At 37.8% G+C, this 26188-nt stretch carries 27 protein-coding genes and 1 tRNA gene; 6 read left to right on the plus strand and 22 right to left on the minus strand.

The genetic code is table 11. The features are described 5' to 3' along the window. Window positions 1-153: 153 nt before the first annotated feature. From W908_RS06480 to W908_RS06510, 7 genes are all read right to left on the minus strand, one after another. Window positions 154-1167, minus strand: a complete 1014-nt coding sequence (locus W908_RS06480; RefSeq protein ID WP_020024983.1) for a glycine betaine ABC transporter substrate-binding protein — start codon at window positions 1165-1167, stop codon at window positions 154-156. Between the two features lie 223 nt (window positions 1168-1390). Beyond that, the gene (gyrA, locus tag W908_RS06485; protein WP_053820428.1) at window positions 1391-3982 is read right to left on the minus strand and encodes a DNA gyrase subunit A; all 2592 of its coding nucleotides are present in this window, start codon (window positions 3980-3982) and stop codon (window positions 1391-1393) included. A gap of 104 nt (window positions 3983-4086) precedes the next feature. Next, window positions 4087-5142 (minus strand): 3-deoxy-7-phosphoheptulonate synthase, encoded by a 1056-nt coding sequence (locus tag W908_RS06490; protein WP_053820429.1) that lies wholly within the window; start codon window positions 5140-5142, stop codon window positions 4087-4089. A gap of 3 nt (window positions 5143-5145) precedes the next feature. After that, window positions 5146-5937 carry a GTP cyclohydrolase FolE2 gene (folE2, locus tag W908_RS06495; protein WP_053820430.1) on the minus strand — a complete coding sequence of 264 codons (792 nt, stop codon included), beginning with the start codon at window positions 5935-5937 and terminating at the stop codon, window positions 5146-5148. Window positions 5938-5943: 6 nt separating this feature from the next. Then, window positions 5944-6312, minus strand: a complete 369-nt coding sequence (gene queD / locus W908_RS06500) for a 6-carboxytetrahydropterin synthase QueD (RefSeq protein WP_053820431.1) — start codon at window positions 6310-6312, stop codon at window positions 5944-5946. A 119-nt stretch (window positions 6313-6431) separates the two neighbouring features. Then, the gene (parC, locus tag W908_RS06505; protein WP_053820432.1) at window positions 6432-8675 is read right to left on the minus strand and encodes a DNA topoisomerase IV subunit A; all 2244 of its coding nucleotides are present in this window, start codon (window positions 8673-8675) and stop codon (window positions 6432-6434) included. Between the two features lie 108 nt (window positions 8676-8783). After that, window positions 8784-9122: a histidine triad nucleotide-binding protein gene (locus tag W908_RS06510; protein ID WP_053820433.1), complete on the minus strand. Its 339-nt coding sequence runs from the start codon at window positions 9120-9122 to the stop codon at window positions 8784-8786. Window positions 9123-9210: 88 nt separating this feature from the next. Between W908_RS06510 and W908_RS06515 the strand changes: the two genes are divergently transcribed. Next, the gene (locus W908_RS06515; protein ID WP_053820434.1) at window positions 9211-9792 is read left to right on the plus strand and encodes a malonic semialdehyde reductase; all 582 of its coding nucleotides are present in this window, start codon (window positions 9211-9213) and stop codon (window positions 9790-9792) included. Between the two features lie 6 nt (window positions 9793-9798). On the opposite strand, the gene W908_RS06520 is transcribed toward W908_RS06515, so the two are convergent. From W908_RS06520 to kdsA, 13 genes are all read right to left on the minus strand, one after another. Beyond that, window positions 9799-10305 (minus strand): HPP family protein, encoded by a 507-nt coding sequence (locus W908_RS06520; RefSeq protein WP_053820435.1) that lies wholly within the window; start codon window positions 10303-10305, stop codon window positions 9799-9801. A gap of 60 nt (window positions 10306-10365) precedes the next feature. Next, window positions 10366-11274, minus strand: a complete 909-nt coding sequence (locus W908_RS06525; protein WP_053820436.1) for a DMT family transporter — start codon at window positions 11272-11274, stop codon at window positions 10366-10368. Between the two features lie 9 nt (window positions 11275-11283). Next, window positions 11284-11916, minus strand: a complete 633-nt coding sequence (locus tag W908_RS06530) for a class I SAM-dependent DNA methyltransferase (protein ID WP_053820437.1) — start codon at window positions 11914-11916, stop codon at window positions 11284-11286. Between the two features lie 26 nt (window positions 11917-11942). Further along, window positions 11943-12806 carry an EamA family transporter RarD gene (gene rarD / locus W908_RS06535; protein WP_053820438.1) on the minus strand — a complete coding sequence of 288 codons (864 nt, stop codon included), beginning with the start codon at window positions 12804-12806 and terminating at the stop codon, window positions 11943-11945. Between the two features lie 58 nt (window positions 12807-12864). Continuing rightward, window positions 12865-13224 (minus strand): DUF4282 domain-containing protein, encoded by a 360-nt coding sequence (locus tag W908_RS06540; protein ID WP_053820439.1) that lies wholly within the window; start codon window positions 13222-13224, stop codon window positions 12865-12867. A gap of 147 nt (window positions 13225-13371) precedes the next feature. Next, window positions 13372-14556, minus strand: coding sequence for an ABC transporter substrate-binding protein (locus W908_RS06545; protein ID WP_053820440.1), 1185 nt, complete (start codon window positions 14554-14556; stop codon window positions 13372-13374). Between the two features lie 165 nt (window positions 14557-14721). Continuing rightward, window positions 14722-16086: a branched-chain amino acid ABC transporter permease gene (locus W908_RS06550; protein WP_053820441.1), complete on the minus strand. Its 1365-nt coding sequence runs from the start codon at window positions 16084-16086 to the stop codon at window positions 14722-14724. Window position 16087: 1 nt separating this feature from the next. Continuing rightward, window positions 16088-17122, minus strand: a complete 1035-nt coding sequence (locus tag W908_RS06555) for a branched-chain amino acid ABC transporter permease (RefSeq protein WP_020027037.1) — start codon at window positions 17120-17122, stop codon at window positions 16088-16090. Continuing rightward, window positions 17123-17827: an ABC transporter ATP-binding protein gene (locus tag W908_RS06560; RefSeq protein WP_053820442.1), complete on the minus strand. Its 705-nt coding sequence runs from the start codon at window positions 17825-17827 to the stop codon at window positions 17123-17125. Beyond that, window positions 17827-18603, minus strand: a complete 777-nt coding sequence (locus W908_RS06565) for an ABC transporter ATP-binding protein (RefSeq protein WP_020027039.1) — start codon at window positions 18601-18603, stop codon at window positions 17827-17829. The genes W908_RS06560 and W908_RS06565 overlap by 1 nt, the downstream gene beginning before the upstream one ends. 96 nt (window positions 18604-18699) lie before the next feature. Continuing rightward, on the minus strand, window positions 18700-18999 hold the full coding sequence (locus tag W908_RS06570) for a YciI family protein (protein ID WP_053820443.1): 300 nt from the start codon (window positions 18997-18999) through the stop codon (window positions 18700-18702). Window positions 19000-19008: 9 nt separating this feature from the next. Then, window positions 19009-19740: a 4-hydroxy-tetrahydrodipicolinate reductase gene (dapB, locus tag W908_RS06575; RefSeq protein WP_053820444.1), complete on the minus strand. Its 732-nt coding sequence runs from the start codon at window positions 19738-19740 to the stop codon at window positions 19009-19011. Next, entirely contained in the window at window positions 19733-20572 is an 840-nt protein-coding gene (gene kdsA / locus W908_RS06580) for a 3-deoxy-8-phosphooctulonate synthase (RefSeq protein WP_053820445.1), read from the minus strand. Before kdsA ends, dapB begins: the two co-directional genes overlap by 8 nt. Before the next feature lie 77 nt (window positions 20573-20649). Between kdsA and trpC the strand changes: the two genes are divergently transcribed. From trpC to W908_RS06600, 4 genes are all read left to right on the plus strand, one after another. Then, complete coding sequence (trpC, locus tag W908_RS06585) at window positions 20650-21450, plus strand: indole-3-glycerol phosphate synthase TrpC (protein ID WP_053820446.1); 801 nt, start codon at window positions 20650-20652, stop codon at window positions 21448-21450. Further along, the gene (locus W908_RS06590) at window positions 21447-21860 is read left to right on the plus strand and encodes an OsmC family protein (protein WP_053820447.1); all 414 of its coding nucleotides are present in this window, start codon (window positions 21447-21449) and stop codon (window positions 21858-21860) included. The genes trpC and W908_RS06590 overlap by 4 nt, the downstream gene beginning before the upstream one ends. Window positions 21861-21928: 68 nt before the next feature. Continuing rightward, window positions 21929-22020 (plus strand) — tRNA-Ser (locus W908_RS06595). Between the two features lie 69 nt (window positions 22021-22089). Continuing rightward, the gene (locus W908_RS06600; protein ID WP_053820448.1) at window positions 22090-23514 is read left to right on the plus strand and encodes a cryptochrome/photolyase family protein; all 1425 of its coding nucleotides are present in this window, start codon (window positions 22090-22092) and stop codon (window positions 23512-23514) included. Window positions 23515-23521: 7 nt separating this feature from the next. Here W908_RS06600 and W908_RS06605 read toward each other — a convergent pair whose 3' ends face one another. Then, the gene (locus W908_RS06605; protein ID WP_053820449.1) at window positions 23522-24427 is read right to left on the minus strand and encodes an aminotransferase class IV; all 906 of its coding nucleotides are present in this window, start codon (window positions 24425-24427) and stop codon (window positions 23522-23524) included. 6 nt (window positions 24428-24433) lie between these two features. Continuing rightward, window positions 24434-25063 (minus strand): uracil phosphoribosyltransferase, encoded by a 630-nt coding sequence (gene upp / locus W908_RS06610; protein ID WP_020027056.1) that lies wholly within the window; start codon window positions 25061-25063, stop codon window positions 24434-24436. A 125-nt stretch (window positions 25064-25188) separates the two neighbouring features. Here upp and W908_RS06615 point away from each other — a divergent pair, with 125 nt between their 5' ends. Then, a complete protein-coding gene (locus W908_RS06615) occupies window positions 25189-26130 on the plus strand; it encodes a Gfo/Idh/MocA family protein (RefSeq protein WP_053820450.1) in 942 nt (313 codons plus the stop codon). The last annotated feature ends 58 nt before the right edge of the window (window positions 26131-26188 follow it).

Raw genomic sequence — 26188 nt, forward strand, 5'->3', positions numbered from 1 at the left:
AATATTTATTCTAACACTTTCAATTTAAAAATTATCAACAGTTAATCTAATAACTTTTAAATTAATTTAGATAATAAAAAAATTGCCCGTATTTATCTAAACTACGGGCAATTTTTTATTTTAAATAGTAAGTATTAACTTACTAATTTTTATTTACAGTGAAGCTTCTACAGCAGCAGCAACATCTGCGCTAACCCATGGCTTCCAAACATCTCCATGAGAAGACAAGAATTCAACAGAAGCGTCCGCTCCAGTTCCACCTGTATCTTCCATCCAAACTAACATTTCGTTCATGACAGTACCAGGCCATGTGCGAGCAGAAAAGTAATCCATAGCTCCTTTAGGTCCGTTATAGTACATGTTGTCACTAAGAAGAGTGTTAACACGTGAGTTAATCCAAGCTGATGGCTCAGGGTCTGAACAGTTATCGCCACCTAGTGCAATACATCCAACCCAGTTGTCATCACCAGCATAAGGCACACCAAAGTCAACAGCTCTTAAGTCATACTTTCCAACTAAAGAAGTTGGGTTCCAGTAGTAACCAAACCAGTTCTCACCTTGCTCTGATGCTTTAGCAATAGATCCATCAAGACCAGCAGCTGATCCAGGATCAATTAGGTTCCAGCCCAAAGCTTCCATATCAAATGCTTTGTAGAGACTTTGATTTGACAATTGACAACCCCAACCAGCAGGGCAGCCGTGGAAGGCGCCTCTTGAAGGGTCTTCTTTGTCTGGGAATAAGTCAGGACGTGCAAGAATTGCTTGTGCAGTTGTCAATTCTGGGTGTGCATCAAGCGTGTGAGGAAGAACCCACCAGCCCTCTCCAAGTCCACTCATTGGTGCAATATTACCAATATGTAAGCGTCCAGCACCAACAGCACTATCAACTAGATCTGCCATCGCATTTGCCCAAATCTCTGGTGCAACGTCAGGTTGTCCAGTTTCATTCATTGAAGTGAATGTAGGCATAGTTGAACCGGCAACTAACTCAACTTCACAGCCCATTGCTTCCAACATTGCTTTATCAACGTTAGCCATCAATGAAGCTGAGGCCCAGTTCATATCTGCAATAGTAACTTTTCCACATTTAGCAGCATTTGCCGAAGTGCTGAGCAATAAAGCTGCAGCTACCGCACCAAATACTTTAGTAGTGAATTTAATATTCATATATCTTTCTCCTAAAGGATTATTTTAATATTAGAGTGAACAATTTCATACTCTAAAATGATTATAGCAACTGAAAAAAAATATTTTAGTTTTTTTTTAAAAAAAATAAAAAATATTTTTGAATAATTTATCAATAACTTACAAAGACTTAAAAGAATACAACATCTATTTCAAACGAACAATAGTTTAAATTGAACTCATAAATTAATAACTAAATATTAAACTACTCTTCTGAAGTAACTTCAATCTCGTCAGCACCCTCTTCGTCATCGTCAGTTTCTGCTATTTTAGCGACTGAAACGAGCGCCTCATCATCAGCAATATTAATAAGAGTCACACCTTGAGTATTTCGTCCAATAATAGAGACATCAGCTGCACGAGCCCTAACCAAAGTACCTTTATCTGAGATTAACATCATTTCGTCTTCATCAGTTACCTGAATAGCACCAACAACCTGTCCATTCCTATCTGATGTCTTAATTGAAATAACGCCTGAACCACCTCTTGCCTGAGTACGATATTCATCAAGTTGCGTTCTCTTGCCATAGCCCTTTTCAGTTGCAGTTAGAATTGGATCATCAGACTCAGCTACAATCAGTGAAACTACTTTATCTTTGTCAGACAGCCTTATACCTCTTACACCAATAGCAGTCCTTCCTACAGAGCGGACATCAGACTCCTTAAAGCGAATTGATTTACCTGCAGAAGAGAATAGTAGAATATCATGCTCTCCCGCGGTAATTTCAACGCCAACAAGTTTATCATCATCTCTCAACTCAATAGCAATGATGCCGCCTTTCCTAGGTCTTGAAAAGTTTTGAAGAGAAGTTTTTTTACAGGTGCCTGAACTCGTCACCATAAACACGAACTGGTCATTGGTAAATTCTTTTACTGGCAATATTGCATTGATTGACTCATCCTTGTCTAATGGCAAGAGATTGATGATTGGTTTTCCTCTTGAAATTCTTGAAGCCATTGGTAGTTCATAGACTTTGAGCCAATGTACCTTGCCCGTTGAAGAGAAACATAGGACAGTATCATGGGAATTAGCAACAAATAATTGATCCACAAAATCCTCATCCTTCATCTTGGTAGCTGCCTTACCCTTTCCGCCTCTTCTTTGTGCATGGTAGTCACTGAGTGACTGCGCTTTTACATAGCCGCCGTGAGACAGAGTTACTACCCTATCCTCTTGAGCAATAAGATCCTCAAGTGTTAGGTCAATCTTGTTCTCTATGATCTCGGTCATTCTAGCGTTACCATAATTATCACGAATTTCAATAATTTCATCACGGATGACCTGCATCAGGAGGTCTGGCGTTTGAAGAATATCTAATAAGTTTTTGATTTGTTCTAATAGCTCATTGAATTCATTAAAAATTTTGTCTTTTTCAAGGCCCGTTAATCTGTGAAGTTTTAAATCAAGAATGGCTTGCGCTTGCTTCTCTGATAGCTGGTAGTCACCATTTTTTTGGAGGCCTAGTGCAGAATCAAGGTCTTGAGGCTTAAACTGTGCCATGTCTCTATCACCAATAAGCTCTTGAATGACAGACCCTTGCCAAGTTCTTGCAACCAAACCATCTTTTGCCTCACTTGGGTTTGGCGCAGCTTTTATTAGTTCAATAATTTCATCAATATTAAAAAGTGCAACCGACAAACCTTCTAATAGATGTGCTCTATCTTTTGCTTTATTGAGTTCAAAAATTGAGCGCCTTGTAACCACCTCTCTTCTATGGGCTATAAAAGCATTAAGAATCGATTTGAGGTTCATTAGTTTTGGCATGCCATGATCGATTGCGACCATGTTGATTCCAAAAACAGTTTGCATTTCTGTGAGCTTATAAAGGTTATTGAGCATTATCTCTGGAACTTCACCCCGACGAAGCTCTATGACCATTCTCATTCCATCCTTATCAGATTCATCCCTAAGTCCAGTAATTCCATCTATCTTCTTATCTTTAACGAGTTCTGCGATTTTGCCAATAAGCCTTGCTTTATTGACCTGATAAGGAAGTTCAGTAACGACAATACTTAATTTGTCCTCACCCTCAACATGTGACCTTGAACGTAAGTAAATCTTTCCTTTACCAGTCTCATAGGCTTCACGTATGCCACTCGCACCATTAATGATGCCAGCAGTCGGAAAATCAGGACCCGGAAGAACCTCTAGCAGTTCATCTACAGTAATCTCTTCATTGTCAATAACTCTGAGGCATGCTTCTGTAATCTCTGTTAAGTTATGAGTAGGGATATTGGTGGCCATACCAACCGCAATACCTGAGGAGCCATTAATTAATAGATTTGGAACGCGAGTTGGTAGAACTCCAGGCTCACTTTCAGAGCCATCATAGTTATCAATAAAATCTACAGTCTCTTTATCTAAGTCACGAAGAAGCTCGTGTGAGAGCTTAGTCATTCTTATTTCTGTATATCTCATTGCAGCAGCACGATCACCATCTACCGATCCAAAGTTACCCTGGCCATCAACTAGTATATTTCTCATTGCGAATGGCTGAGCCATCCTTACAATCGTATCATATACCGCAGTGTCTCCATGGGGGTGGTATTTACCAATGACATCGCCAACGATTCGAGCGGATTTTTTATAAGATTTATTGTAATCATTACCAAGAACATCCATAGCGTACAAAACACGCCTATGAACTGGTTTCAAACCATCTCTAACATCGGGGAGAGCTCTTCCAACAATAACACTCATTGCGTACTCTAGATATGAGTCACGCATTTCATCTTCTATAGATATAATCGGGTATTTTTGCTCAAGAATTTCTTTAGAATCGATATCGTCAGACATAGAATAAACCTATATAAATAAGTAGGTTTTATTGTACCCTAGATGACGCAAAAACACACCAATAAATTGGCTATTTTTAATAGATAAAAATGATTAAAAAAAGCCTAAGAGTTGCGCTTATTTACGGATTTTGCAAGATCTCTTAAAAGTTTTTCAGTATCAGCCCAGCCAATGCAGCTATCAGTAATACTAACGCCATATTCTAGAGATGAAAGGGGTCCAACTTTTTGATTTCCCTCATTAATGTGAGATTCAATCATAACTCCAAAGACAGATTCAGAGCCATTCTCAATTTGAGAAGCGATATTTGCACCCACCTTTAACTGGTTTTTAAACTGCTTTTCAGAGTTCGCATGAGAGAAGTCAACCATCACCTTAGAAACTAGTCCTTTACTTTTAAGTTTTTCGCAGGTGCTTTCAACGTTTTCTTCTGAATAATTTGGCCCATCTTTTCCACCTCTTAAGATAATATGGGCAGTATCATTACCAAGCGATGTAAAGTGGCTTATGCCGCCATCCTTATTGACTGATAAAAGGTGGTGAGGACTATTGGCCGACTGAATGGCATCAATCGCAATATTAAGAGAGCCTCCAGTGCCATTTTTAAAGCCTACGGGGCATGATAATGCTGAGGCAAGCTCTCTATGTGACTGACTCTCAGTAGTTCTTGCGCCTATTGCGCCCCAAGAAATCAAATCTGAAAGGTACTGAGGCGTTAATACATCCAAATACTCTACGCCAACCGGCATATTAATTTCACCTAGGTCTACAAGTAGTTTTCTGGCAGTTTCAAGGCCCTTATCAATATCAAAACTTTCATCAAGATAAGGGTCATTAATCAAACCTTTCCAGCCAACTGTTGTTCTGGGTTTTTCAAAGTAAACACGCATTACTATAAATAAATCCTCAGACAACTCATCTTTTAACTTTGAAAGATTTTGAGCATATTCCATTGCAGCCTTGGTATCGTGAATCGAACAAGGCCCGACAAGAACCATAAGGCGATTATCATTTCCATAAAGGATGTTTTTAATGGTATTTCTTGCGCTTACAACTACTGATGCAGCCTTCTCAGACAGAGGAAGCTTCTCAATAAGAGCATTGGGGGACACCATAGGTGCACTTGAAATAATCCTAACATTATCTGTATTATGAAGCATCACTTATTTTTGGTTTTTTATTAATGCGTAAGCTGAATGATTATGGATGGATTCAAAATTTTCAGACTCTAGACAATAATAGCTAACTTTCTTATTAGCATTTAATTCTACAGCAATATCTCTTACTATGTCTTCAACAAACGCTGGATTTTCATAGGCTCTTTCAGTAACAACTTTCTCATCATCGCGTTTTAAAATCGCGTAAAGTTCACTCGAAGCTTTCTGCTCCGCTAAATCAATCAAATCCTCTAAATAGATAATCTCTCCCTCTGAAGCTTTTGCTTCAATTGTGATATGAGACCTTTGATTGTGAGCTCCATATTTGGAAATACTCTTTGAACAAGGACACAAGCTGGTCACTGGAACAACAACTTTAATTGAAAGGTCTGGCTCACTGTCAATAATACTCCCAATTAATGTTGCCTGATAATCTAGTAAGCTTTGGACTCCAGAAGAGGGTGCTTTTTTGTTTCGAAAAAAAGGAAAATCAACAATAACTTGTGCATCGTTAGATTCAAGTTTATCTGCAACCTTTTGAACAAGATTCATAAAGCTCTCAATACCGAAATTGCACTCTCGATCATTTAAAATTTCAATAAAACGTGACATATGCGTTCCCTTAACATTAGCAGGAAGCTCGACAGTCATTGTAAAATTTGCAACAGAAGGATGAGATGCATTATCTCGATTTACAAAATTGATTGGATGCAAAATATCCTTAATTCCAACTTGATTGATGACAATATTACGAATATCTTTTTTATTTTGTGTATCAGGTAGTAGTGTATTTTTCATAATTTATTATTCCGAGTAAGTAATTGCTGATCTAGGAGTTTCCCAAATCATCACATCATTAACTTTAACATTCTCATCATTAACCAAAAGTTCATCTTCATCATAAAAATACTTTACATTCTTTTCTGCTGTTGGATTGAGAACATCAAATGGCTCTATTTCATTCAAATATTGGTGATCTACCCTTTTTATCACCAATTTCGTTTGCTTCTTAATTTCACGAAAATCAATTGCGATACCATTATCATCTAAGACTTGAGAGCATACAGACACTTCAACTTGCCAATTATGCCCATGAAGCCTGGAACAATCACCAGGATAATTTCTCAGTGAATGAGCAGATGCAAAGTCAGTAACAATTTTTAGTACGAACATTTTCGGAAAAATTGATAAAAAAAAGCGGAATTATACCTACTTAAATCTTACTATACCACCCACAATTATTGTGAGAATTGATCAAATAAAAGAAGAAAATGAAGATGTTTTGGAAGAACTTAGTCTATTACGTCAATTCCAAGTGCTTTACCATGGACTCCAGGAATCGTGAGACCCTTCCTTGCTCGGTGACTAGTAAAATTAACCAAGTCCTCAAAAGAGTATTGTTTATGTTTCTTTCCGTTTCCATACTCTACTCGCAGCTTTTGATTGTCTTTAATTGTACAAATTCCTATTAGAAACTCTTCTCGAGCAACAAAGTCATCTGTTTTAATCTGAATAAGCTTATTACCCTTTCCCTTAGAGAGTTGAGGAAGCTCTATAACTGGAAAAATTAATAATCTTGCTCTATTAGTGATCACTGCTACGTAATCAGACTCAAGGTTTTGGACTTTTGTAACTCTCATTGTTTTTGCTTGTTTAGAGAGAGTTATTGCATGTTTTCCAGATTTAGTCTTAGATTGTAGATCTCCAAGAGTCGATATAAAGCCATATCCAGCATCTGATGAAAGAATGACTAACTGCTCATCATCCCCCATGACAACATCAATAAATTCAGCTCCTATTGGAGGTGTCAACCTTCCCGTTAAAGGCTCCCCTTGACCTCTTGCGCTCGGAAGAGAGTTGGCCAATATAGTATATGACCTGCCTGAAGAGTCAATAAAGAAGGCCATTTTATTACTTCTGCCTTTGGCATCTTTTAAGAATGCGTCGCCAGACTTATAGTTTAATGCCGACGAATCAATTTCATGGCCTTTAGCAGCCTTGACCCAACCCTTTTCACTCAGAACAACAGTCACATTTTCAGCTGGCATCATATCTTGGTCACTAAATGCCTGGGCAGATATTACATCGGATACAATTTGACAACGCCTCTTGTCACCAAACTCTTCAAGAATGACGCGTAACTCTTTTTTGATGTATGTTTTTAATCTTGTTTCACTTGAGAGGAGAAGTTCAATTGATTTACGCTCTCTCTCTAACTCATCTGCCTCACTCTTTATTTTTACCTCTTCAAGTTTAGCTAAATGACGTAACTTTAACTCTAGGATTGCCTCAGCCTGAATTTCACTAATTTTGAATTGTTTAATTAAAACAGGCTTTGGTTTTTCTTCACTCCTAATAATAGCTATTACCTCATCAATATTAAGATACGCAACTAACAATCCTTCTAGAATATGGAGCCGATCTAAAATTTTGTTTAACCTAGAATTAAGCCTATTAACAACGACCTGCATCCTGAATTGAAGCCATTCCTTAAGCAATGGAATCAGAGGTTTAACTTGGGGTTTTCCGTCTAATCCAATGACGTTCATGTTAACCCGGTAATTTTTTTCTAGGTCTGTAGTGGCAAAAAGATGAAGCATCAATTGGTCACAATCAACCCTATTCGACCTGGGAACAACAACTATTCGTGTTGGATTTTCATGATCTGACTCATCCCTTAGATCATCCACTAAAGGGAGCTTTTTATTTCTCATCTGAGTAGCTATTTGTGCAATCACTTTTGCGCCTGAGGTTTGATATGGCAATGCTTCAATTACTATCTCACCATCCTCTTTGATATAGCTCGCTCTCATTTTGATCGAACCATGACCCGTTTCATACATTTGATGAAGCTCTTCTTTCGAGCTTACTATAAATGCATTTGTTGGATAGTCTGGTGCTGGAAGAATTTTTAATAATTCATCTAAATCAGTTGAAGGCTTTTCAAGAAGCTGAATGCAAGCACTTATAACCTCTATTAAGTTATGTGGAGGCATATCAGTAGCCATACCAACAGCAATTCCAGAAGTGCCATTCAGCAATAAATTTGGAACTTGTGCAGGCAGTTGTTGAGGCTCTTTGATAGTCCCGTCAAAATTATCCGTCCAACTCACAGTTCCTTGATTTATTTCACTGAGAAGTAAATCTGCATAGGGGGATAATTTTGATTCAGTGTAGCGCATTGCCGCAAAAGATTTAGGATCGTCTGGAGCTCCCCAGTTACCTTGCCCATCAATAAATGGATAACGATAAGAAAATGGTTGCGCCATGAGGACCATTGCCTCGTAACAAGCACTGTCACCATGAGGGTGGAATTTACCTAAAACATCACCAACTGTTCTAGCAGATTTTTTAAACTTAGCAGTTGACTTAAGACCGAGCTCGCTCATCGCATAGATGATTCTTCTTTGAACTGGTTTTAGTCCATCACCAACAAATGGAAGTGCACGATCAAGAATGACATACATTGAGTAATCAAGGTAAGCGCGCTCACTGTATTCCCCAACGCTTTGTTGCTCAATGCCGTTTTGGCTCATTGTTTTCCTAAAAAAATAAAATCTGAATTCAAAAAAATACTTGAATGAAGGATATTTTAATTCAACTCAACATACAGAAATCATTAATTAATGACTTCTATGATCAAATTACCCAGGAGGCCAAGTCATTTGTCGGCCAGCCAAACAATGCAGATGGATATGCGAGACCGTCTGACCTCCATCACTATTACAATTCATCACTAATCTGTAGCCATTTTCTGAGAATTTATGCTCTTTAGCAATATTGGCTGCCGTGATACTGAGCCTTCCCATTAAAGCCTCATCAGTTGCATCATTAGCATTAGAGATGTGCTCTTTGGGTATCACTAAAAAATGCTCAGGCGCTTGCGCATTGACGTCTTTAAAGGCTAGTACCCTCTCATCCTCATAGAGAATTTCAGCAGGGATATTCCCTTTAATAATTAAACAAAAAATACAATCTTCCATAATCTGATTTTATATCTTTCAAATATTGATATAAACAAATTCTAGCAGAACTTATAATTATTAAAAAAATTAACTAAGGAATAACAATATGCTTTCAACCGATAGTACAGATATCCTCTTTTCAAAAGCACGAAGCCATAAGGCATGGCTTGATCAAGATATTAATGATAATCAAATTAAGCAGATATATAATTTATTAAAGTTTGCACCCACGTCTGGAAACTGCTGCCCTGCTCGCTTTACATTCGTGAAAAGTAAAGAATTAAAACAAAAAATGTTGCCCTCATTAGACCAAGGAAATATTGATAAGGTTATGAGCGCCCCTTGCGTTGTAATTATTAGTTACGATACAAAATTTTATGAATCACTCTCAATCCTATCTCCACATAGTGATGCGAAATCTTCCTTTGAAGGTAATGAGAAGAAAATCAAAAATACTGCTGAGTTTAACTCTTCACTTCAGGGAGCATATTTTATTATGGCAACCAGATCTGCTGGATTAGATTGCTGCCCAATGCTTGGATTTAGCAAAGAGAGGTTAAACCAAGACTTCTTTCCTGATGGAAAAAATAAGGCTGTCTTTATCTGTGGAATTGGCTATGGCGATCACTCAAAACTCTACAATAGAGCCCCAAGGCTTGAATTTAACCAAGCTTGCAGCGTTATATAATAAGGATTACCAATACTTTGGATAACTTCGAACTTCAGAAATATTATTATAAAAGAGTGCTACTAATACAATCAGCACAGAACCAATCAGCGTTGGCATCCACAAGTAATCCCAGTTTGCGCCAAGCAAAAATACAATAAACGGGTTAGAGCCAGCAGGTGGATGAGAGATTCTTAAGATCTGCATAAGAGCTATAGCAACAGCCAGGGCAATCGCCATACTCCACCAGTCTGAACTGACCAGTTGAAAGAAAATAAGACCTACAAGTGTTGTTACAAAATGACCAAGTACAACATTTCTTGGCTGAGCAAACGGAGACTCAGGAAGAACAAATAGTACAAAGATAGACGCACCAAATGAACCCATAATTATGGGATAGCTGGTTGAGTATGCTAAAAAACCAATAACACATGCAGCTAAAAAAGCGCCGAAAGAAATAAAGCTAATTTCTTTAAGGGGTGGTCGAGGTGGAATTGGCGCAGGAGAGCCTTTAAGTTTAGTAAGGTAAGACACAGTTATTCATTCAAAGTAATAATGCTCTAAGTATAAACTAAATTATTTTTTTGACGTGTCTCAAGAAGACTCAATCAACTTATTTGTAAAGTATTTTTGCAAAATCAGTCCAGCACAAATAAGAATCAGCCCAAAGAAAGTAGATGCCAATATTTTCTCACCAAGAACTATGTAAAGAACGACAAGAGACAAGAATGGAGTAATAAAGACTAGACTAGCAACTCTCGAAACAGTCGTCGAAATTTTTAAAGCTGACTGCCATAAAACAACACTAATACCCATTTCAAATAAGCCTATATATACAGATCCCATGATCCCCTGAATTGATGGAATGCCAAAAGAATTTGTAAAATACACAACCAACAAAATAAAAGGCGTGCTAAATAAAAATATTAGAAAAATACTTACCAAAGGATCATTCTTATTTTTAGTATTAAAAAGCCAAAATAGTGACCATATCACAGTACTTAACAGCATGTAAAAAACCCCTTCAGGGTTGTTAAAACTGAGTGAAAAAAACTCCCCGCCTGTTGCAATAGCAATGACGCCAATATAACAAAGTATGATTGATAAAAATGACTTAATATCGATGGTCTGCTTGAGTATAGGTATTGAAAGAATAACCATCATGACTGGCCAGCTAAAATTAATTACCATAGCCTCTTGTGCGGGTAAAGCATCATAACCCTTAAACAAAATGATGTAATAAAGGCACGGGTTCAATAGTCCAAGGAAAGCGCACCTTATTAAGTCAATACTTGAAAAGGCTTTTATTAATTTAATCTTCCCTTGATAAATCACAATAATAAACAAAACTAATATTGAGAATAATGTCGAATACATGACTAATTGAATTGGCCCCAGGTGCTCTAAAGTAAGCTTAAATGCACTAGCAACTGTTGACCAGAAAAAAATAGCAATTCCAGCAAAAAGATACGCTTTATTTTGATTATCGAAACTTGAAAACATTCTTATTATTTAAATCACTTGATAAAGGCAGAGTTGACATGTTATACCTTCTTTAACATTATATTCTGAAGTCTTATGAACAATTTGATGCCACAAGTTAGAATTCTCAAGATTATCAATTATTTCTTTATAAGGTGACGCTTCCCACTCTTGTTTTCTGACTGTAAAACAAATATACCCACCTTGTTTTGTTATTCTAACCATTTCTAGAAGGGCTTTAGGGCCCACATGACCACAAGTAAACGTTCCAGCGCATACAATCGCATCAAATAAACTATCCTCGTAGTCAAGATTTTTGGTTAAATCTACTAATCTTAAAGATTGATATACTTGTTTTTGTATTGCCTCATCCAGCATCTCCTGAGAAAAATCAACCCCCTCTACATTTTTATAGTTGTTCTCACTTAATATTTCTCCAACAAGTCCTGTGCCGCAGCCAGCATCAAGAATCTTCGCTTTTTTATTTTTGATTGTTGAGAGTAAGAGACTAGACGTAATTAAATGACCGACATAACCTGCTAACTCTAGAACATCATGGTCATAATCTGACGCCCATTTTTTATAAATCCCTTCTAATTCTTGCGAATCAGCAGCATGCAATGTTTGATAAATTGTTGAGATCATGCTCTTTGTATTTTTCATTACTCATTAAAATGATTAATAATGGATTATTTATTCTTAACTAAGGCATAGCTATATATTATAAGTCCTGCCCAAACTCCAACAAAACCTATTAACTGGTTTGAATTGACAGGCTCGTTTTGTAAATAATAGCCTACAAGAAATTGAATTGTTGGTGTAATCAAAAACAAAATTCCAACCGTCGTCAAAGGAAGTAACTTCGTTCCTGCAGTAAATAAAGCCAATGGCACAACTGTTACAGCGCCAGCTAAAAATAAAAGAATATCTGTAGAGATATCTATATTAAAAAAAGCAATATCGTAATTTGTATAAAACCACAATGAGAATATTAATAGAAAAGGAAGAAGTATCAATGTTTCAATATAAAGCCCTGGTACTGCTGATGAAGCCATCGCTTTTCTTGCAATTCCATAAGCAGAGAAAGTAAACCCTACTAAAAAGCCTAACCACGGAAATGAATCTCCACTAAAAACATAATATAAGGCACCAACTGTAGCAAAGAATACAGCTAATTGTTTTAATTTAGAAATCCTTTCTTGGAAGAAAATATAACCACCTATCATGTTAATAACGGGTGATAAAAAATAACCCATAGAAGCCTCAACAACTCGACCTAAGTTAACTGCATAAATATAACCACCCCAATTAATTGTTATCAGAATTGCAGTTATAAACAAAAAGACTAATTCCTTTTTAGAGGATATAGAATCCTTAAAATTATTTTTCCATGAAGATTTAAAGTGAACCAAAAAAAATAAAACTGGAACTGCCCATAACATTCTATGAATGAGAACCTCAGAAGGATTAACATGGTTTAGTAATGCCCAGTATAGCGGAAAACAACCCCACATTAGGTAACCAGAGAGAACAAGCAGAATGCCTTTATTCATAAAGCTTAAAGCAAAAAGAAAAAGGACTTATTGTAGACTAAATAGTTTTGATGTGCTTCTAATGCTTATAGTAATCTTTTTCAAAACTTGTGTTACTTAAGGTATCGCTTTCACTCGTTTTATCATTGATTTCATTCAAGTTTTCATTGATACGAAATAGAATGACAACCATTTCACAAGCCACTCTTGATGCAAGAGATCCACCAACAACCCAGACTAAACCTCTCCAAAAATCGCCTTCAAGAAAAATGTCTCCTAGACCTTTTGTGATAAAAGCAAATAAAAGTATCCAATAAAATAGTGTAATAAGCTTAGGAGTTACCATTTCATCCAGATAAAACATGTAATGATTATCAAGCTTATCAATGGTTAGCTTAAAAGCTTTTTTAATACTATCTAAAATTTCATTGTTATTCATTTAGACCACCTTTATTTTCTTGTAACTTACTTTATTATAATGTTAATGAATTCAAAAGTCTCATATTCCTGATTTATGAAATGAAACTATTAGTTTGCAAAAAAAAAGCCCATCCGAAGATAGGCTTTTCATTGAAATCAGATCTTTTTATTTATGGATCTCCACATCAGTGAATGCTCCACCAATAACTTCACGCTCTGCATATGAACCATTTGCAGTTCCGCCAGCATCCATCTCAACGCCAGTAGCGCCGACATAGTCAACTGGAAGACCACCTGAAATCATTTTCAAGCACTCAGCAAGCTTACCTGCATGACACTCGTTTCCTGGTGCGTTAGCAACATTCAACACTTGTGCCTGTATAGCAGCTCTGTCAGTAGATCCAGCAGCTTGTGATGCTAAGATAATTAACGCCATAGCATCGTATGACTCAGCAGAATAAACACCAGAACCGTCAACACCGCCTGCAGCAGCAACAGCTTTCCAGTTTGTCCCTAAAGCGGCATCTGGAGAAGGTAAAGTACCCCATGAACCATCACCAACAGCAGCTGAAGTCACATCACTGATCATTCCATCACCAAATACATAGTCACTGAAAGCGCCAGTATCTTCTGATGCAGCAATAATTCCTCTACCACCAGTATCAGCATAACCTAAGATAGCTAATGTAGCTGAGCCACCTGCAGATAGTGCAGCAACGTCAGCCGAATAGTCAGCTTTATCGTCATCATGTCCAGCCATTACAGTTACCGTTCCACCCATCGCTTCATAAGCAGTAACAAATGCATCAGCTAAACCTTTACCATAGTCACTGTTTGAGTGAGTTACAGCCATATCAGTTTGGCCTCGAGACATTGCAATACTTGCAAGTACTGGCCCTTGTCTCGCATCTGATGGTGCAGTTCTAAAGAACCATCCACCATCTTCAAGAGTAGTTAATGCAGGTGACGTAGCTGATGGTGAAATTGATACGATACCATTAGGTACTAATACATTAGTAATAACTGCACCAGTGTTACCTGAACAGTTAGGACCCATAATAGCCATAACATTATCATCATTTACCATTTTTTCAGCTTGTGCAATTGCAACCGCTGCGTCGATACATACTGAGTCACCCTGTACTACATTGATTGTGCCTTGCAAGTACTTGCCAGATGCGTTCACTTCTGTTACAGCAAGATTTGCACCACCTGACATAGCACCGATCATAGATTCAAGTGGACCAGTAAATCCTTGAAGCTCTCCTACGTTGACAGTAGCACCATATGATGCAGTTGCCATCGTTGCTGACAATACTACACCAGCTGTTGTCTTTAAATAACTTTTCATTTTGTCTCCTAATATAAAAAAAAGATTCCCTAGGCTCAATATTAAATTAAGACGTATTTCCTGAGGGATTCACCCATAATGATAAACAGTTTCCTGTAGTTTGTGTTAAAAATATGTGAAAAAAAACTTAATGAAAGACTAATCCAGAAGCCATTCAGAGCAGAATTATAGCTCTTTATTTTTCTCAGGTAAAAGACCGCTGGGAGAAAATCTCATTATAAGAAGAAGTATCGTTCCCATAAAGACAAGCCTGAGATAGTGCACTCGATCTTCAATAAATTCTAATGATGTACTTCCTTCTGACATATTATTACTCAGCATTTCAACAAACCAAAGCCCCATAGGACCTGATTGAATCCATATGAACCAGATGATAAATGCACCTAAAACAGATCCCATATTATTGCCTGAACCACCAAGAATGACCATCACCCAGATTAAAAATGTAAACCGAAGAGGTAGATATGCAGTTGGTATAAATATTCCATCGTAGGTAACCAATAAAGCTCCGGCTATTCCTACAATTGCAGAGCCAAGAACAAAAATTTGAAGATGCTGACGCTTAATGTCTTTTCCCATTGCTGAGGCTGCCACCTCATTGTCTCGGATCGCCCTTACTTTTCTGCCCCAGGGAGAATTTAAAGCAAGATTAGAAAGAACTATGAGTGCAACTAAAATTGCAATAAATAAACCTGAATAACAAAGTTTGACAAAAACAACAGCTGCTTCTCTGACATAATCACTTAGCTTATCAATTTGTTCTGTTTGAGAAAGCAATTGAAGCTCTGATTTATGAATCCAAGTAACTACATTTTGAAACCATTCAGATTGTTGCATTTCAACTTCATAGGGGACTGGTCTTGGAAGTCCATAAACATTTTTAAGGCCTCTCACAAACCAATCTTCATTTTTAATAACATACAAAATAATTTCAGAAATACCCAGAGTTGCAATGGCAAGATAATCAGTCCTTAAACCTAAAGTTATCTTTCCAACCCACCAGGCTGCTCCAGCCGCAATGACTCCCCCTACTATCCATGAAAAAGCAATTGGAAGCCCAAATCCGCCCAAGTAGCCTGTAATTGCAGGGTCTACTTTTTCAATAATATCTGCAGCCTCAGAGAAATAATATCTTGTGAAAAGATAGCCAGTAACCACAATCGCAGCTATTAGCCATTTATTCACGCCTCTTCGATTGAGCAGTATTCCTGCAGTAATAGTTGCTGCTCCCATAATCAAAGCAATAAGCATTTTAATACCACCAGCGTCAACCGCTTCAGTAACAGGCTGCTGTGCAATTAAAACAACACTGACGCCTCCTAGTGCAGCGAAGCCCATAATTCCTACATTCATTAAACCTGCATAACCCCATTGAATATTTACACCTAGAGCCATTATGGCTGATATTAATGACATATTTATTATGCCTAGAGCTAGTGCCCAAGACTGGTTTAAGCCCACAAATAAAAGCACCAATGCCATTATTGTGAAGTAGGCAATGGCTTTATTAGCCTGAAACAAAGTATTCATATTATTCACCGTCTATCACCTTACCTTTAAATATTCCTGTAGGCCTTATTAAAAGAACAATCACCAAAATAACAAAGGATATTGCGTATTTGTATTCTGTTCCAATGAGCTGAACAAGTGAGCTCGGATGCATAGAGAGCGGGAGTAAATATATTAAAAATTTCTTATAAGCATAAGTAAGTAGTATCTCAGAAAATGCAACCAAAAATGCTCCCGCAATTGCCCCAATGGGTGAACCAATACCTCCTACAATCACTGAGGCAAAAATTGGTAAAAGCAACAAATGATATTGTTGAGGGGCAAAGCCTTTATCTAGGCCATAAAGTGTTCCAGCAATCGTTGTAAAAAGGGCAACAAGTAGCCAGGTTATTTGAACGACTTTATCTGGGTCAATACCAGAAAGAAGAGCTAACTCTGTATTATCAGAATAAGCTCGCATGGCTTTTCCAGTTTTTGTTTTTTGTAAAAAATAGAATAGAAAAGCAACCAACAATATGGCAAGAGTTATAGTTAAAAATTGAGATGTTTTAAATGCAATCCCCTGTTCAAGTCCAGTAAAGGCTTTGAATTCTCTAACAGAAAAAATAAATCGCTCACCATCCCCAAATCTTTGTGCAGAGGCGCCTAATATAAATCTAACGATGCCACCAGTGACAAACATCACACCAATTGATGCAGTAATACCAACAATATTTTGCTTGGCCTTAATTTTTCTATAATGTCTATAGACCAGCCTGTCCATAGTAAGTAGGTAAATTGACATACCAATTAAAGCCAATGGAATTGCCAAAATAGCGGTAGGAAAGCCTGTTATGGTCCAACCTTTGCTAATCATAAAACCACTAATTAGAATAACAAGCATCGTTCCAAAAGCCATGCTATCACCCTGAGCAAAGTTGGAAAACCTCAAAATTGAATATACTAAGGTCACTGCAAGAGCGCCAAGCGCCAACTGAGAGCCATATGATAAAGCAGGAAGAATGACAAAATTTGTCATTAGGGCGAAAGCATTAATTATATCGATTGAATCTGACATCTATCCCCCCAAAAATTTCTTTCGAACTTCGCGATCATTGATAAGTTCCTTTCCAGTTCCAGTATGTTCATTGCGTCCAGAGACAAGAACAAAGCCCTTATCCGCAATATTCAATGCTTGCTGGGCATTCTGCTCAACCATTAAAACGGCCATTCCAGCATTTCTCACATCCAATATGTTCGAAAAAATTTCATCCATGACAATAGGCGAAACGCCTGCAGTTGGTTCATCTAGGAGCATTACTGATGGTTTGGTCATCATAGCCCTACCAAAAGCAACCTGTTGTCTTTGGCCGCCTGACAACTGAACAGCTAATTGTTTACGTTTGTCATAAAGTATTGGAAACAATTCATAGACCTCTTGAATCGTTTTACTGATGTCATCTTTCCTAATAAAACCCCCCATTTCAAGGTTTTCCTCAACTGTCATTGACGGAAAAACATTTTTAGTTTGAGGGACGAATGCTAAGCCCATACCGATTCTATCCTGAGTAGAAAGCATAGAAATATCTTTATCATCTAGTGTCACTGAGCCTGAAGTTGCATCTAACATTCCTAAAAGAACCCTCATAACAGTCGATTTACCCGCTCCATTTGGGCCAACAATGACTGCCAATTCACCCTTTTCAACCTCAACAGAACACTCGTGAAGAATTGGAACTACGCCATAAGAAGCAACCAGATTTTTACCTTCAAGATAAGCCATTAATGAGTTGCCTCAGTTTTAATGCCTTTGCCTAAATAGGCCTCAATTACAGCATCACTACTCTTAATTTCATCAGGAGTTCCACTTGTTAAAATTTGACCTTCTGCAAGAACTACAACTGGATCACAAAGTCTAGAAATAAAATCCATATCGTGCTCAATCATACAAAATGTATAGCCTCTTTCTTCATTGAGTCTGATGATTGCATCGCCGATTTGTTTAAGGAGTGTCCTATTAACTCCTGCACCCACTTCATCAAGAAGAACGACTTTGGCATCAACCATCATTGTCCTTGCTAACTCCAATAATTTTTTCTGGCCACCCGAAAGATTTCCTGCACTTTCATTCTTAAGATGACTAATACTCAAAAAATCAACAACTTCTTCTGCTTTGGCTTGAAGAGCTTTCTCTTCCTCATGTATTTGCTTTCGCTTTAACCAAGTATTCATCAAATTTTCACCCAGCTGATTGGCTGGTACCATCATTAAGTTCTCAAGAACACTAAGAGTAGGGAATTCATGAGCAATTTGAAATGTTCTCAATAAGCCCTTATGAAAAAGCTGGTGAGATGTAAGTTCAGTGACGTCTTCACCATCAAGAATAATTTCACCTTCAGTGGGCTGATAAAGTCCAGCTATAAGATTAAACATTGTTGTTTTTCCAGCACCATTTGGTCCAACTAAACCAGTAATTGAGCCTTTATCAATATGCAAGTCAACTCCATCTACAGCCTTGATTCCGCCAAAATGTTTTGATAAGTTTTTAACTGTAATCATTATCAGTCAGGTAATTGATACCCAAATCTCCCTGTGAACTAACTGGTTTTTCAAAAGTGCCAAATTATCCTTTAAATTTAGAAAAATTGTAGGCCTTTAAGGCAAAACCTTATTAAATGGTTTTACAACTACACTTGAATAAACGCCTGCAGTAACATAGGGGTCAGCATCTGCCCATTGACGTGCCTGCTGGAGATCATCAAACTCTGCAACAATCAAAGACCCTGAAAAACCAGCTTCGCCCGGCTCTGAGACATCAATCGATGGATGAGGGCCCGCCAAAATGAGTCGACCTTCATCTTTTAACTCGTTAAGTCTTTCAACGTGGGAAGGTCTCGCTCCCATTCGCTTTGATAAGCTATTTTCAATATCTTGAGAAATAATTGCGTACAACATAATTCATTCCTAAAGGTCTAAAACGTCATGCATTGAATATAGGCCACTTGGTTTATCAAAAAGCCAGTTAGCTGCCCTTACAGCACCATTTGCATAAATCATTCGAGAGGACGCCTTGTGTGTTATTTCGACCCTCTCACCATCCATAAAAAATGCAACAGTATGCTCACCGATAACATCACCGCCTCTGATAGATGAAAAGCCAATCGTATTTAAATCTCTAGGCTCTTCAATGCCTTCACGGCACGGCATTGCGCAATCAGCTAAATTTCTGCCAAGTGCATTTGCTACTACCTCTCCCATTTTAAGGGCAGTGCCTGAGGGTGAATCAACCTTAAACCGGTGATGAGCCTCAATAATCTCTACACTTGAATCTGGGCCAATGACTTTTGCAGAAGTCTCTAATATTTTCAAAGTTAGATTGACGCCTACACTCATGTTGGGGGCAAACACAATAGGAATTTCTTTTGACGCTTGTTGAATGAACTCTAACTCATTATCACTGAAACCTGTTGTCCCTATGACCATTGCTTTTCCAGAGCCTTTACAGATAGAAATAGCATCTAAGGATGCCTCTGGCCTTGAAAAATCAATCAGTACATCGAAATTATCTAATTGATCTGCTAACTTATCTCCTTTATCAAGTCCAGCGCCAAACTCTGCTTTAGAGTTTGAATGAACAGCTTCTATTAGGGTTTGACCCATTTTTCCTTTTGATCCATTTATGGCAATTCTAGTCATTGATAGAATCCTCTAGTAAGTTATTTTTTTTGGTCACTGAATCAATCTCCTTAAGAGTTTCAAGAAGAGTAAACATTAAGTTCATTGGCATTGAATTTTGACCATCACTCTTGGCTAAGTTTGGATTTGGATGCGTTTCCATAAATACTCCTGAAACGCCAACAGCTACAGCAGCCCTTGCTAGAACAGGGACCATCTCTCTTTGGCCACCCGAGGATTTACCTTGCCCCCCTGGATGCTGAACTGAGTGAGTTGCATCAAACACAATCGGACAATCAGTCGATCTCATACTAGATAGACCCCTCATATCTGAAACCAAAGTGTTGTAGCCAAAAGAGGTGCCGCGATCACACACCATGATCTGCTGGTTTCCTGTTGACTTAGCTTTATCTACGACATTTTCCATATCCCAAGGCGCTTGAAATTGTCCTTTTTTGATATTTACAGGCAACCCCTGACTACAAACATTTTGTATGAAGTTTGTCTGCCTAACCAGAAAAGCTGGCGTCTGAAGAACATCCACTACAGAGCTTACCTCATCTAAAGGAGAGTCTTCATGGACATCAGTCAAGACCGGAACACCTACCTCCAATTTAACCTTTTCAAGTATCCTGAGCCCCTCTTCAATCCCAAGACCGCGAAAACTATCGGCGCTCGTGCGATTAGCCTTATCAAATGAGGATTTATAAATAAAGTTGATATTGAGCTCGTTACACACCTTTTTGAGATAGCTTGCCGTCTCAATTGCAAGCTGCTCTGACTCAATCACACAGGGCCCGGCAATCAAAAAAAAGGGGTGCTCAATTCCAGCATGAAAATCTAGTAAATTCATGTACTTCGCTCAATACTTAAATATATACGTAAATTATATTCGTTTAAAATAGGCATAGTTATAAATTCCTTTCAGCGATGGCACAAAAAACACCTGACATTTTAAAAAAAATAGTTTCTCGAAAGCATGAAGAAATTGATGAGGGTATTAAACGTGTCCCTCTCGATAGAATGATTGAATTAGCCAGTAATGCTGACGAAACCCGCGGCTTTTATAATGCACTTTATAGCAAAGTCAGTCAAAAACAGAGTGGTATTATTGCTGAAATCAAAAAAGCATCCCCTAGTAAAGGCGTCCTAAGGGAGAACTTTGATCCTGTTGAAATTGCAAAAAGTTATGAGTCAGGGGGTGCGAGTTGCCTTTCAATATTAACGGACCGCGATTTCTTTCAAGGTGACCCTTTATTCCTAATAAAAGCTCGTGCTGCTGTCTCAATACCAGTCATTCGAAAAGATTTTATTGTTGATCCATATCAGGTCTATGAATCAAGAGCTATGGGAGCTGACTGTGTTTTATTAATAGCCTCATGCCTCAAAGATAGTGAGTTAAAAAACCTAAGTCAGCTAGCTTCATCCCTTGGAATGGATACTTTAGTTGAAGTTCATGACAGAGATGAGCTTCATCGTGCATTAAAACTAGAACTTCCAATGCTTGGCATAAACAATAGGAATCTTAGAAATTTTGAAGTTAGCCTTCAAACGACTATTGACTTACTCTCTGACATTGGCGATGATAAGTTAGTGATTACTGAATCAGGTATCACTTCAAAAATGGATGTAGATTTAATGCATCAGCATCATGTGTTTGGTTTTTTAATTGGCGAGGCTTTTATGAGGGACTCTAACCCTGGCCAAAAACTTGAGGAGTTTTTTAAATGAATATTTCTGTAAATTGGGTTGACGGGCTTCTTATGGTTGGCAAATCAGACAGTGGCCACACCATCACCATGGATGGACCACCAGAATCAGGTGGTGAGAATCTGGGCGTTAGGCCCATGGAAATGCTCTTACTAGGTGTGGCAGGCTGCACAATGATTGATGTTGTGACCACACTCAAAAAAATGCGCCAAGACCTATCTCACTGTGAAACCAAGATTAACGCAGAGAGAGCAACTGACCATCCAAAAGTGTTTACCAATATTCATATTCAGTTTACCGTTAAAGGTAAGGATTTAGATTCAAAGAAAGTTGATAAAGCGATTACATTGTCAGCTGAAAAGTACTGCTCAGCATCAATCATGCTTGGAGAAATGGCAACAATTACGCATGATTTTGAGGTCGTTGAATAAAATTTTGTGAAACAACTATTTTCTAAAATACTCATTCAATTTATTTGCAGTATAATATGCGATTCTTCGGAGAGGTGGCCGAGTGGCTGAAGGCGCTCCCCTGCTAAGGGAGTATAGGCTTTAACTCCTATCGAGGGTTCGAATCCCTCTCTCTCCGCCATAATTTTTCTTTCTCTAAATAACGCCTAATCTTCATTTAGACTTCACAACAGAATTTTATAATTCGATAATGAATAATACTAAATCACTTCATTGGTTTCGTCAGGATCTACGTTTATCAGACAATCCAGCTCTCCATCATGCTTCAAAGAATGACCAAGTTCTTCCACTTTATATTTTAGATGATCAAAATTCTGGAGATTTTTCAATGGGAGAAGCAAGTCGTTTCTGGCTGCATCATTCTTTAAAAAACCTTAAAGAAAACCTAAATAATAATTTATCTATTTATCAAGGAGACCCTTTAAAAGCCTTATTAGATATTATTGATCGCAACAATATAACTGCTGTCTATTGGAATAGGTGCTATGAACCCTGGCGAATTAAAAGAGACACAGAAATCAAATCAGCACTAGAATCTAAAGGAATTTCAGTTTTTACCTACAATGGCTCACTTCTATGGGAGCCCTGGACGATCAAAAAAGATGATGGTACGCCTTACAAAGTTTTTACTCCCTTCTACCGTAAGGGATGCCTTAACTCAGAAGAACCTAGAAGGCCTCTACCCAAGGTCAGTACTTCGAATTTCATTGTTGATAAGGCCCCCTCATTAAATCTTGAAGATTTGTCACTCATTCCTGCCTTCAGATGGGACATTCAAATGGAGTCCCATTGGGATATAGGAGAAATAGGTGCATACGAAAGGCTGACTAAATTTATTGATGGTGGTATTAAACACTACAAGGAAGGTAGGAATTTTCCTGCAAAGCCATTTGTATCTAGAATCTCTCCTCACATACATTTTGGTGAGCTGTCTCCCAATCAGGCATGGTATCTGGCTAAAGAAAAAGGTGGTGATAAGGATATTGATCACTTTTTAAGTGAATTAGGGTGGCGAGAGTTCTCCTACTGTCAGCTTTATTTCAATCCAGATCTTCCAAGAAAAAATCTCCAATCGAAATTTGATGCTTTTCCATGGGAAGATAACCCAAAAAATTTATTAGCTTGGCAAAAAGGCCAAACTGGAATCCCTATGGTTGATGCTGGAATGAGGGAATTATGGTTGACCGGTTCAATGCATAATCGAGTCAGGATGGTTGTAGGTTCATTTTTAGTAAAAAATCTTTTATTAAATTGGCATCATGGTGAACGCTGGTTTTGGGATTGCCTGGTTGATGCTGATCTTGCGAGTAATAGTGCGAGTTGGCAGTGGATTGCAGGATGTGGGGCAGACGCAGCACCATACTTTAGAATTTTCAATCCAGTCACACAGGGCGAGAAATTTGATCCAGATGGTGAATACATTAGACAATATATTCCAGAATTAAAGGAACTGCCCAACAAATATCTTTACAATCCATCGGAGGCTCCAAAGGAAACCTTAGACAAAGCAAATATTGTTATTGGAAAAGATTATCCTGAGCCCATAATAAATCTAAAGGCTTCTCGAGAAAAAGCCCTAGATGCTTTTAAATCCTTAAAAAAAGAGGAAGCTTAAAAGACTCTTAAACCAAATCATTCACTGATTGAGTCCATCTTGAATTTACATGTAAGTCCCAATAAGACTTATGTATTTGTCTCGTTACTTTGCCTGGTTTGCCATTACCCACCAATTGATTATTAATCTTAGTAATTGGCATTATTCCTCCAGCTGTAGAGGTTGCAAATACTTCAATAGAATCATTAAGCATGTCGATAGAAATTGGCTTTAGATTAACTGGTAAGTTAATTTCTTCTGCTAGATCTAAAACAGTTTGCCTTGTAACACCCTCTAAAACTCCTTTATCTGGAGTATAAAGCCCACTTGCATCGACACAAAAAATATTAAATCCAGGTCCTTCTGAAATATTATTTCCTTCATCCACTAAAATTACTGAGTCAACATTAGAGTCATAAGCTTCAAACATCCCGCTAATTAAATCAAGCCAATGATAGTTTTTGATTTTTGAATCAACAGATTCAGGTGGTATTCTTCTTATGTTGCTTACTATAACATTCAAGCCTTTCTCAAATTCATCTGGATTAAGAATCCAGCCAAATGGCACTGCAAAAGCTATAAAACGATGATTCGCTTTACGCGGATCCCTTTGAAAATTTTTAGAAACACCTCTAGTCTGAATCATCTCTACGTAAGCATCATCGAGTCCTGCATGCCTAACACAACCTGCAAGTATTTTTTTAAGGTCATCTCTTTCCAATGAACAAGGCATCCTAAGACTTTTAGTAGATTCAAAGAATCTGTCTATATGCTCATCTAAGCGAAAAAATTGACCTTTCCATACATGCACAACATCATAGGTTGCATCAGATCTGAGAAACCCCCAGTCAAGGATTGGTATTCGAGCTTCTGAAATATTAATAAACTCTCCATTCATCCATGCAGAGCCTTGAGGAAAGATATCTTCTTTCAAGATTATTTACTTTGTGCCAAAAATCTTATCTCCAGCATCCCCTAAACCTGGCAGTATATAGCCATTCTCATTAAGAGAATCATCTATTGCAGCAATAAACAAATCAACATCTGGATGTAATTTTGTAACCCTTTCAAGCCCCTCGGGAGAGGCTACTAAAAACAAACCTATAATTTTCTTACAACCCTTTTGCTTTAATAAATCAATTGTCGCAAGAAGTGTTCCACCTGTAGCCAGCATTGGATCAATAATTAATGAAGTTCTTTGGTCAATGTCCGTAATCACTTTATCAAAATAAGCAACAGGGTCTAAAGTTTCCTCATCTCGATATAAACCAACTACACTCACTTTGGCATTAGGCACAAGAGTTAGAACACCATCAAGCATTCCTAGTCCTGCTCTAAGAATTGGAACAATTGATAGTTTCTTACCACTGAGCATCTGGGTGTTTATTGGCTCACCTTGCCAGCCATTGATTTCTCTATTTTCTAGAGGCAGGTCTCGGGTCGCCTCATAAGTCAAAAGACTAGCGACTTCATTGGCAAGCTCACGAAACTGTTTCGTACTAATTCCCTCCTGACGAAGCAAAGCAATCTTATGTGCAATGAGAGGGTGTTTTATAGCATTAAGTGGCATCTTTTTTCCTAAAATATATTTTCAATAAAATTTGATTTTACATGTTAATACAAATTGTAATATTTTTCTAAAAATCTTAGAACATGAATATGTATGATAAAGGTTTTATCTATTGAGCTAATCATATGAATTTTGGAATTTTAGGGGAAGCAAAAATTGCGCGAGAACATGTTGTTCCAGCAATACTTAGTGCTGGACATAAAGTAACTCATGTTGGAAGAAGAATCCCAGGGCAAGTAGCACTGCCTAAAATCTATGGGAATGCTATCGAGACTGATTATGAGACTCTTATTAATGACCCTTCAGTTGATGCAATCTATAATCCACTTCCGAATCATCTTCATGTACCCTACTCTATTGAAGCGCTTAAAGTTGGTAAACATGTCCTTTGTGAAAAACCTGTTGCCCTTAACTTAGATGAATTATCACAGCTTGAGAATGCTGCCAAACATAGCAAAGCATTTTTCTATGAAGCTTTTATGGTCAGAAGTCACCCTCAATGGCACTGGCTAAAAAATCTTGATATCGGCAAGTATCAGTCGTCTCACTTTATCTTTAGCTACCCCCAACAGCCCCTTGGGAATGTGCGAAACCTTATTAAATATGGTGGTGGACCATTATTTGATATTGGGTGCTATGCTATTTTGTCGGGATGCATACTCTTTGAGGGTGAGCCCGAAGTACTCTATGCGGTTGCAGTTAAAAGTGAAGAATATGAAATTGAAAAACAAGTCGATGCTACTCTTAGATGGCCAAATGGTGAAACACTGAGCTTGACTGTTTCAGCTAATGCAGCTCTTTGTCAAGCCTTTACTGTTCTTGGTTCGAATGGCTGGGCTAAACTGAATGTTCCAGTCAATCCCCCTGAAACAACATATGCCTACTGGTCTAATGGTGGCCTTGAAAAAGGAACTAAAGTTGAATTTCCAGCGTGTAACCACTACCAGCTGATGGTAGAAGAATTTGTTTCTCAATCTGAATCTGGGCATGACTCAGATTTCTTGTTCTCAAGAATCATCACAAAAGCTATCAATGATATTCAAAAAATTGCTGGTTTAACAATCTAAATAATTCATCAAAAATTGAAAAGATTACAACTCAATATTGAAATATTAATTACGGCAC

This window comes from Candidatus Pseudothioglobus singularis PS1 (genome assembly GCF_001281385.1).
Taxonomy (GTDB): domain Bacteria; phylum Pseudomonadota; class Gammaproteobacteria; order PS1; family Pseudothioglobaceae; genus Pseudothioglobus; species Pseudothioglobus singularis.

Bases quoted from the DNA above. Each gene is read 5' to 3' on its own strand.
- upp (WP_020027056.1), bottom strand. From the start codon at position 25,063: ATGCCACTTAATGCTATAAAACACCCTCTCATTGCACATAAGATTGCT.
- dapB (WP_053820444.1), bottom strand. From the start codon at position 19,740: ATGACTAGAATTGCCATAAATGGATCAAAAGGAAAAATGGGTCAAACC.
- W908_RS06590 (WP_053820447.1), top strand. From the start codon at position 21,447: ATGAATATTTCTGTAAATTGGGTTGACGGGCTTCTTATGGTTGGCAAA.
- rarD (WP_053820438.1), bottom strand. From the start codon at position 12,806: ATGAATAAAGGCATTCTGCTTGTTCTCTCTGGTTACCTAATGTGGGGT.
- W908_RS06560 (WP_053820442.1), bottom strand. From the start codon at position 17,827: ATGGCTTATCTTGAAGGTAAAAATCTGGTTGCTTCTTATGGCGTAGTT.
- W908_RS06515 (WP_053820434.1), top strand. From the start codon at position 9,211: ATGCTTTCAACCGATAGTACAGATATCCTCTTTTCAAAAGCACGAAGC.
- W908_RS06480 (WP_020024983.1), bottom strand. From the start codon at position 1,167: ATGAATATTAAATTCACTACTAAAGTATTTGGTGCGGTAGCTGCAGCT.
- kdsA (WP_053820445.1), bottom strand. From the start codon at position 20,572: ATGAATTTACTAGATTTTCATGCTGGAATTGAGCACCCCTTTTTTTTG.
- W908_RS06545 (WP_053820440.1), bottom strand. From the start codon at position 14,556: ATGAAAAGTTATTTAAAGACAACAGCTGGTGTAGTATTGTCAGCAACG.
- gyrA (WP_053820428.1), bottom strand. From the start codon at position 3,982: ATGTCTGACGATATCGATTCTAAAGAAATTCTTGAGCAAAAATACCCG.
- parC (WP_053820432.1), bottom strand. From the start codon at position 8,675: ATGAGCCAAAACGGCATTGAGCAACAAAGCGTTGGGGAATACAGTGAG.
- folE2 (WP_053820430.1), bottom strand. From the start codon at position 5,937: ATGAAAAATACACTACTACCTGATACACAAAATAAAAAAGATATTCGT.
- W908_RS06550 (WP_053820441.1), bottom strand. From the start codon at position 16,086: ATGAATACTTTGTTTCAGGCTAATAAAGCCATTGCCTACTTCACAATA.
- W908_RS06615 (WP_053820450.1), top strand. From the start codon at position 25,189: ATGAATTTTGGAATTTTAGGGGAAGCAAAAATTGCGCGAGAACATGTT.
- W908_RS06525 (WP_053820436.1), bottom strand. From the start codon at position 11,274: ATGTTTTCAAGTTTCGATAATCAAAATAAAGCGTATCTTTTTGCTGGA.
- W908_RS06555 (WP_020027037.1), bottom strand. From the start codon at position 17,122: ATGTCAGATTCAATCGATATAATTAATGCTTTCGCCCTAATGACAAAT.
- W908_RS06510 (WP_053820433.1), bottom strand. From the start codon at position 9,122: ATGGAAGATTGTATTTTTTGTTTAATTATTAAAGGGAATATCCCTGCT.
- W908_RS06565 (WP_020027039.1), bottom strand. From the start codon at position 18,603: ATGATTACAGTTAAAAACTTATCAAAACATTTTGGCGGAATCAAGGCT.
- queD (WP_053820431.1), bottom strand. From the start codon at position 6,312: ATGTTCGTACTAAAAATTGTTACTGACTTTGCATCTGCTCATTCACTG.
- W908_RS06600 (WP_053820448.1), top strand. From the start codon at position 22,090: ATGAATAATACTAAATCACTTCATTGGTTTCGTCAGGATCTACGTTTA.
- W908_RS06490 (WP_053820429.1), bottom strand. From the start codon at position 5,142: ATGCTTCATAATACAGATAATGTTAGGATTATTTCAAGTGCACCTATG.
- W908_RS06540 (WP_053820439.1), bottom strand. From the start codon at position 13,224: ATGAATAACAATGAAATTTTAGATAGTATTAAAAAAGCTTTTAAGCTA.
- trpC (WP_053820446.1), top strand. From the start codon at position 20,650: ATGGCACAAAAAACACCTGACATTTTAAAAAAAATAGTTTCTCGAAAG.
- W908_RS06530 (WP_053820437.1), bottom strand. From the start codon at position 11,916: ATGAAAAATACAAAGAGCATGATCTCAACAATTTATCAAACATTGCAT.
- W908_RS06570 (WP_053820443.1), bottom strand. From the start codon at position 18,999: ATGTTGTACGCAATTATTTCTCAAGATATTGAAAATAGCTTATCAAAG.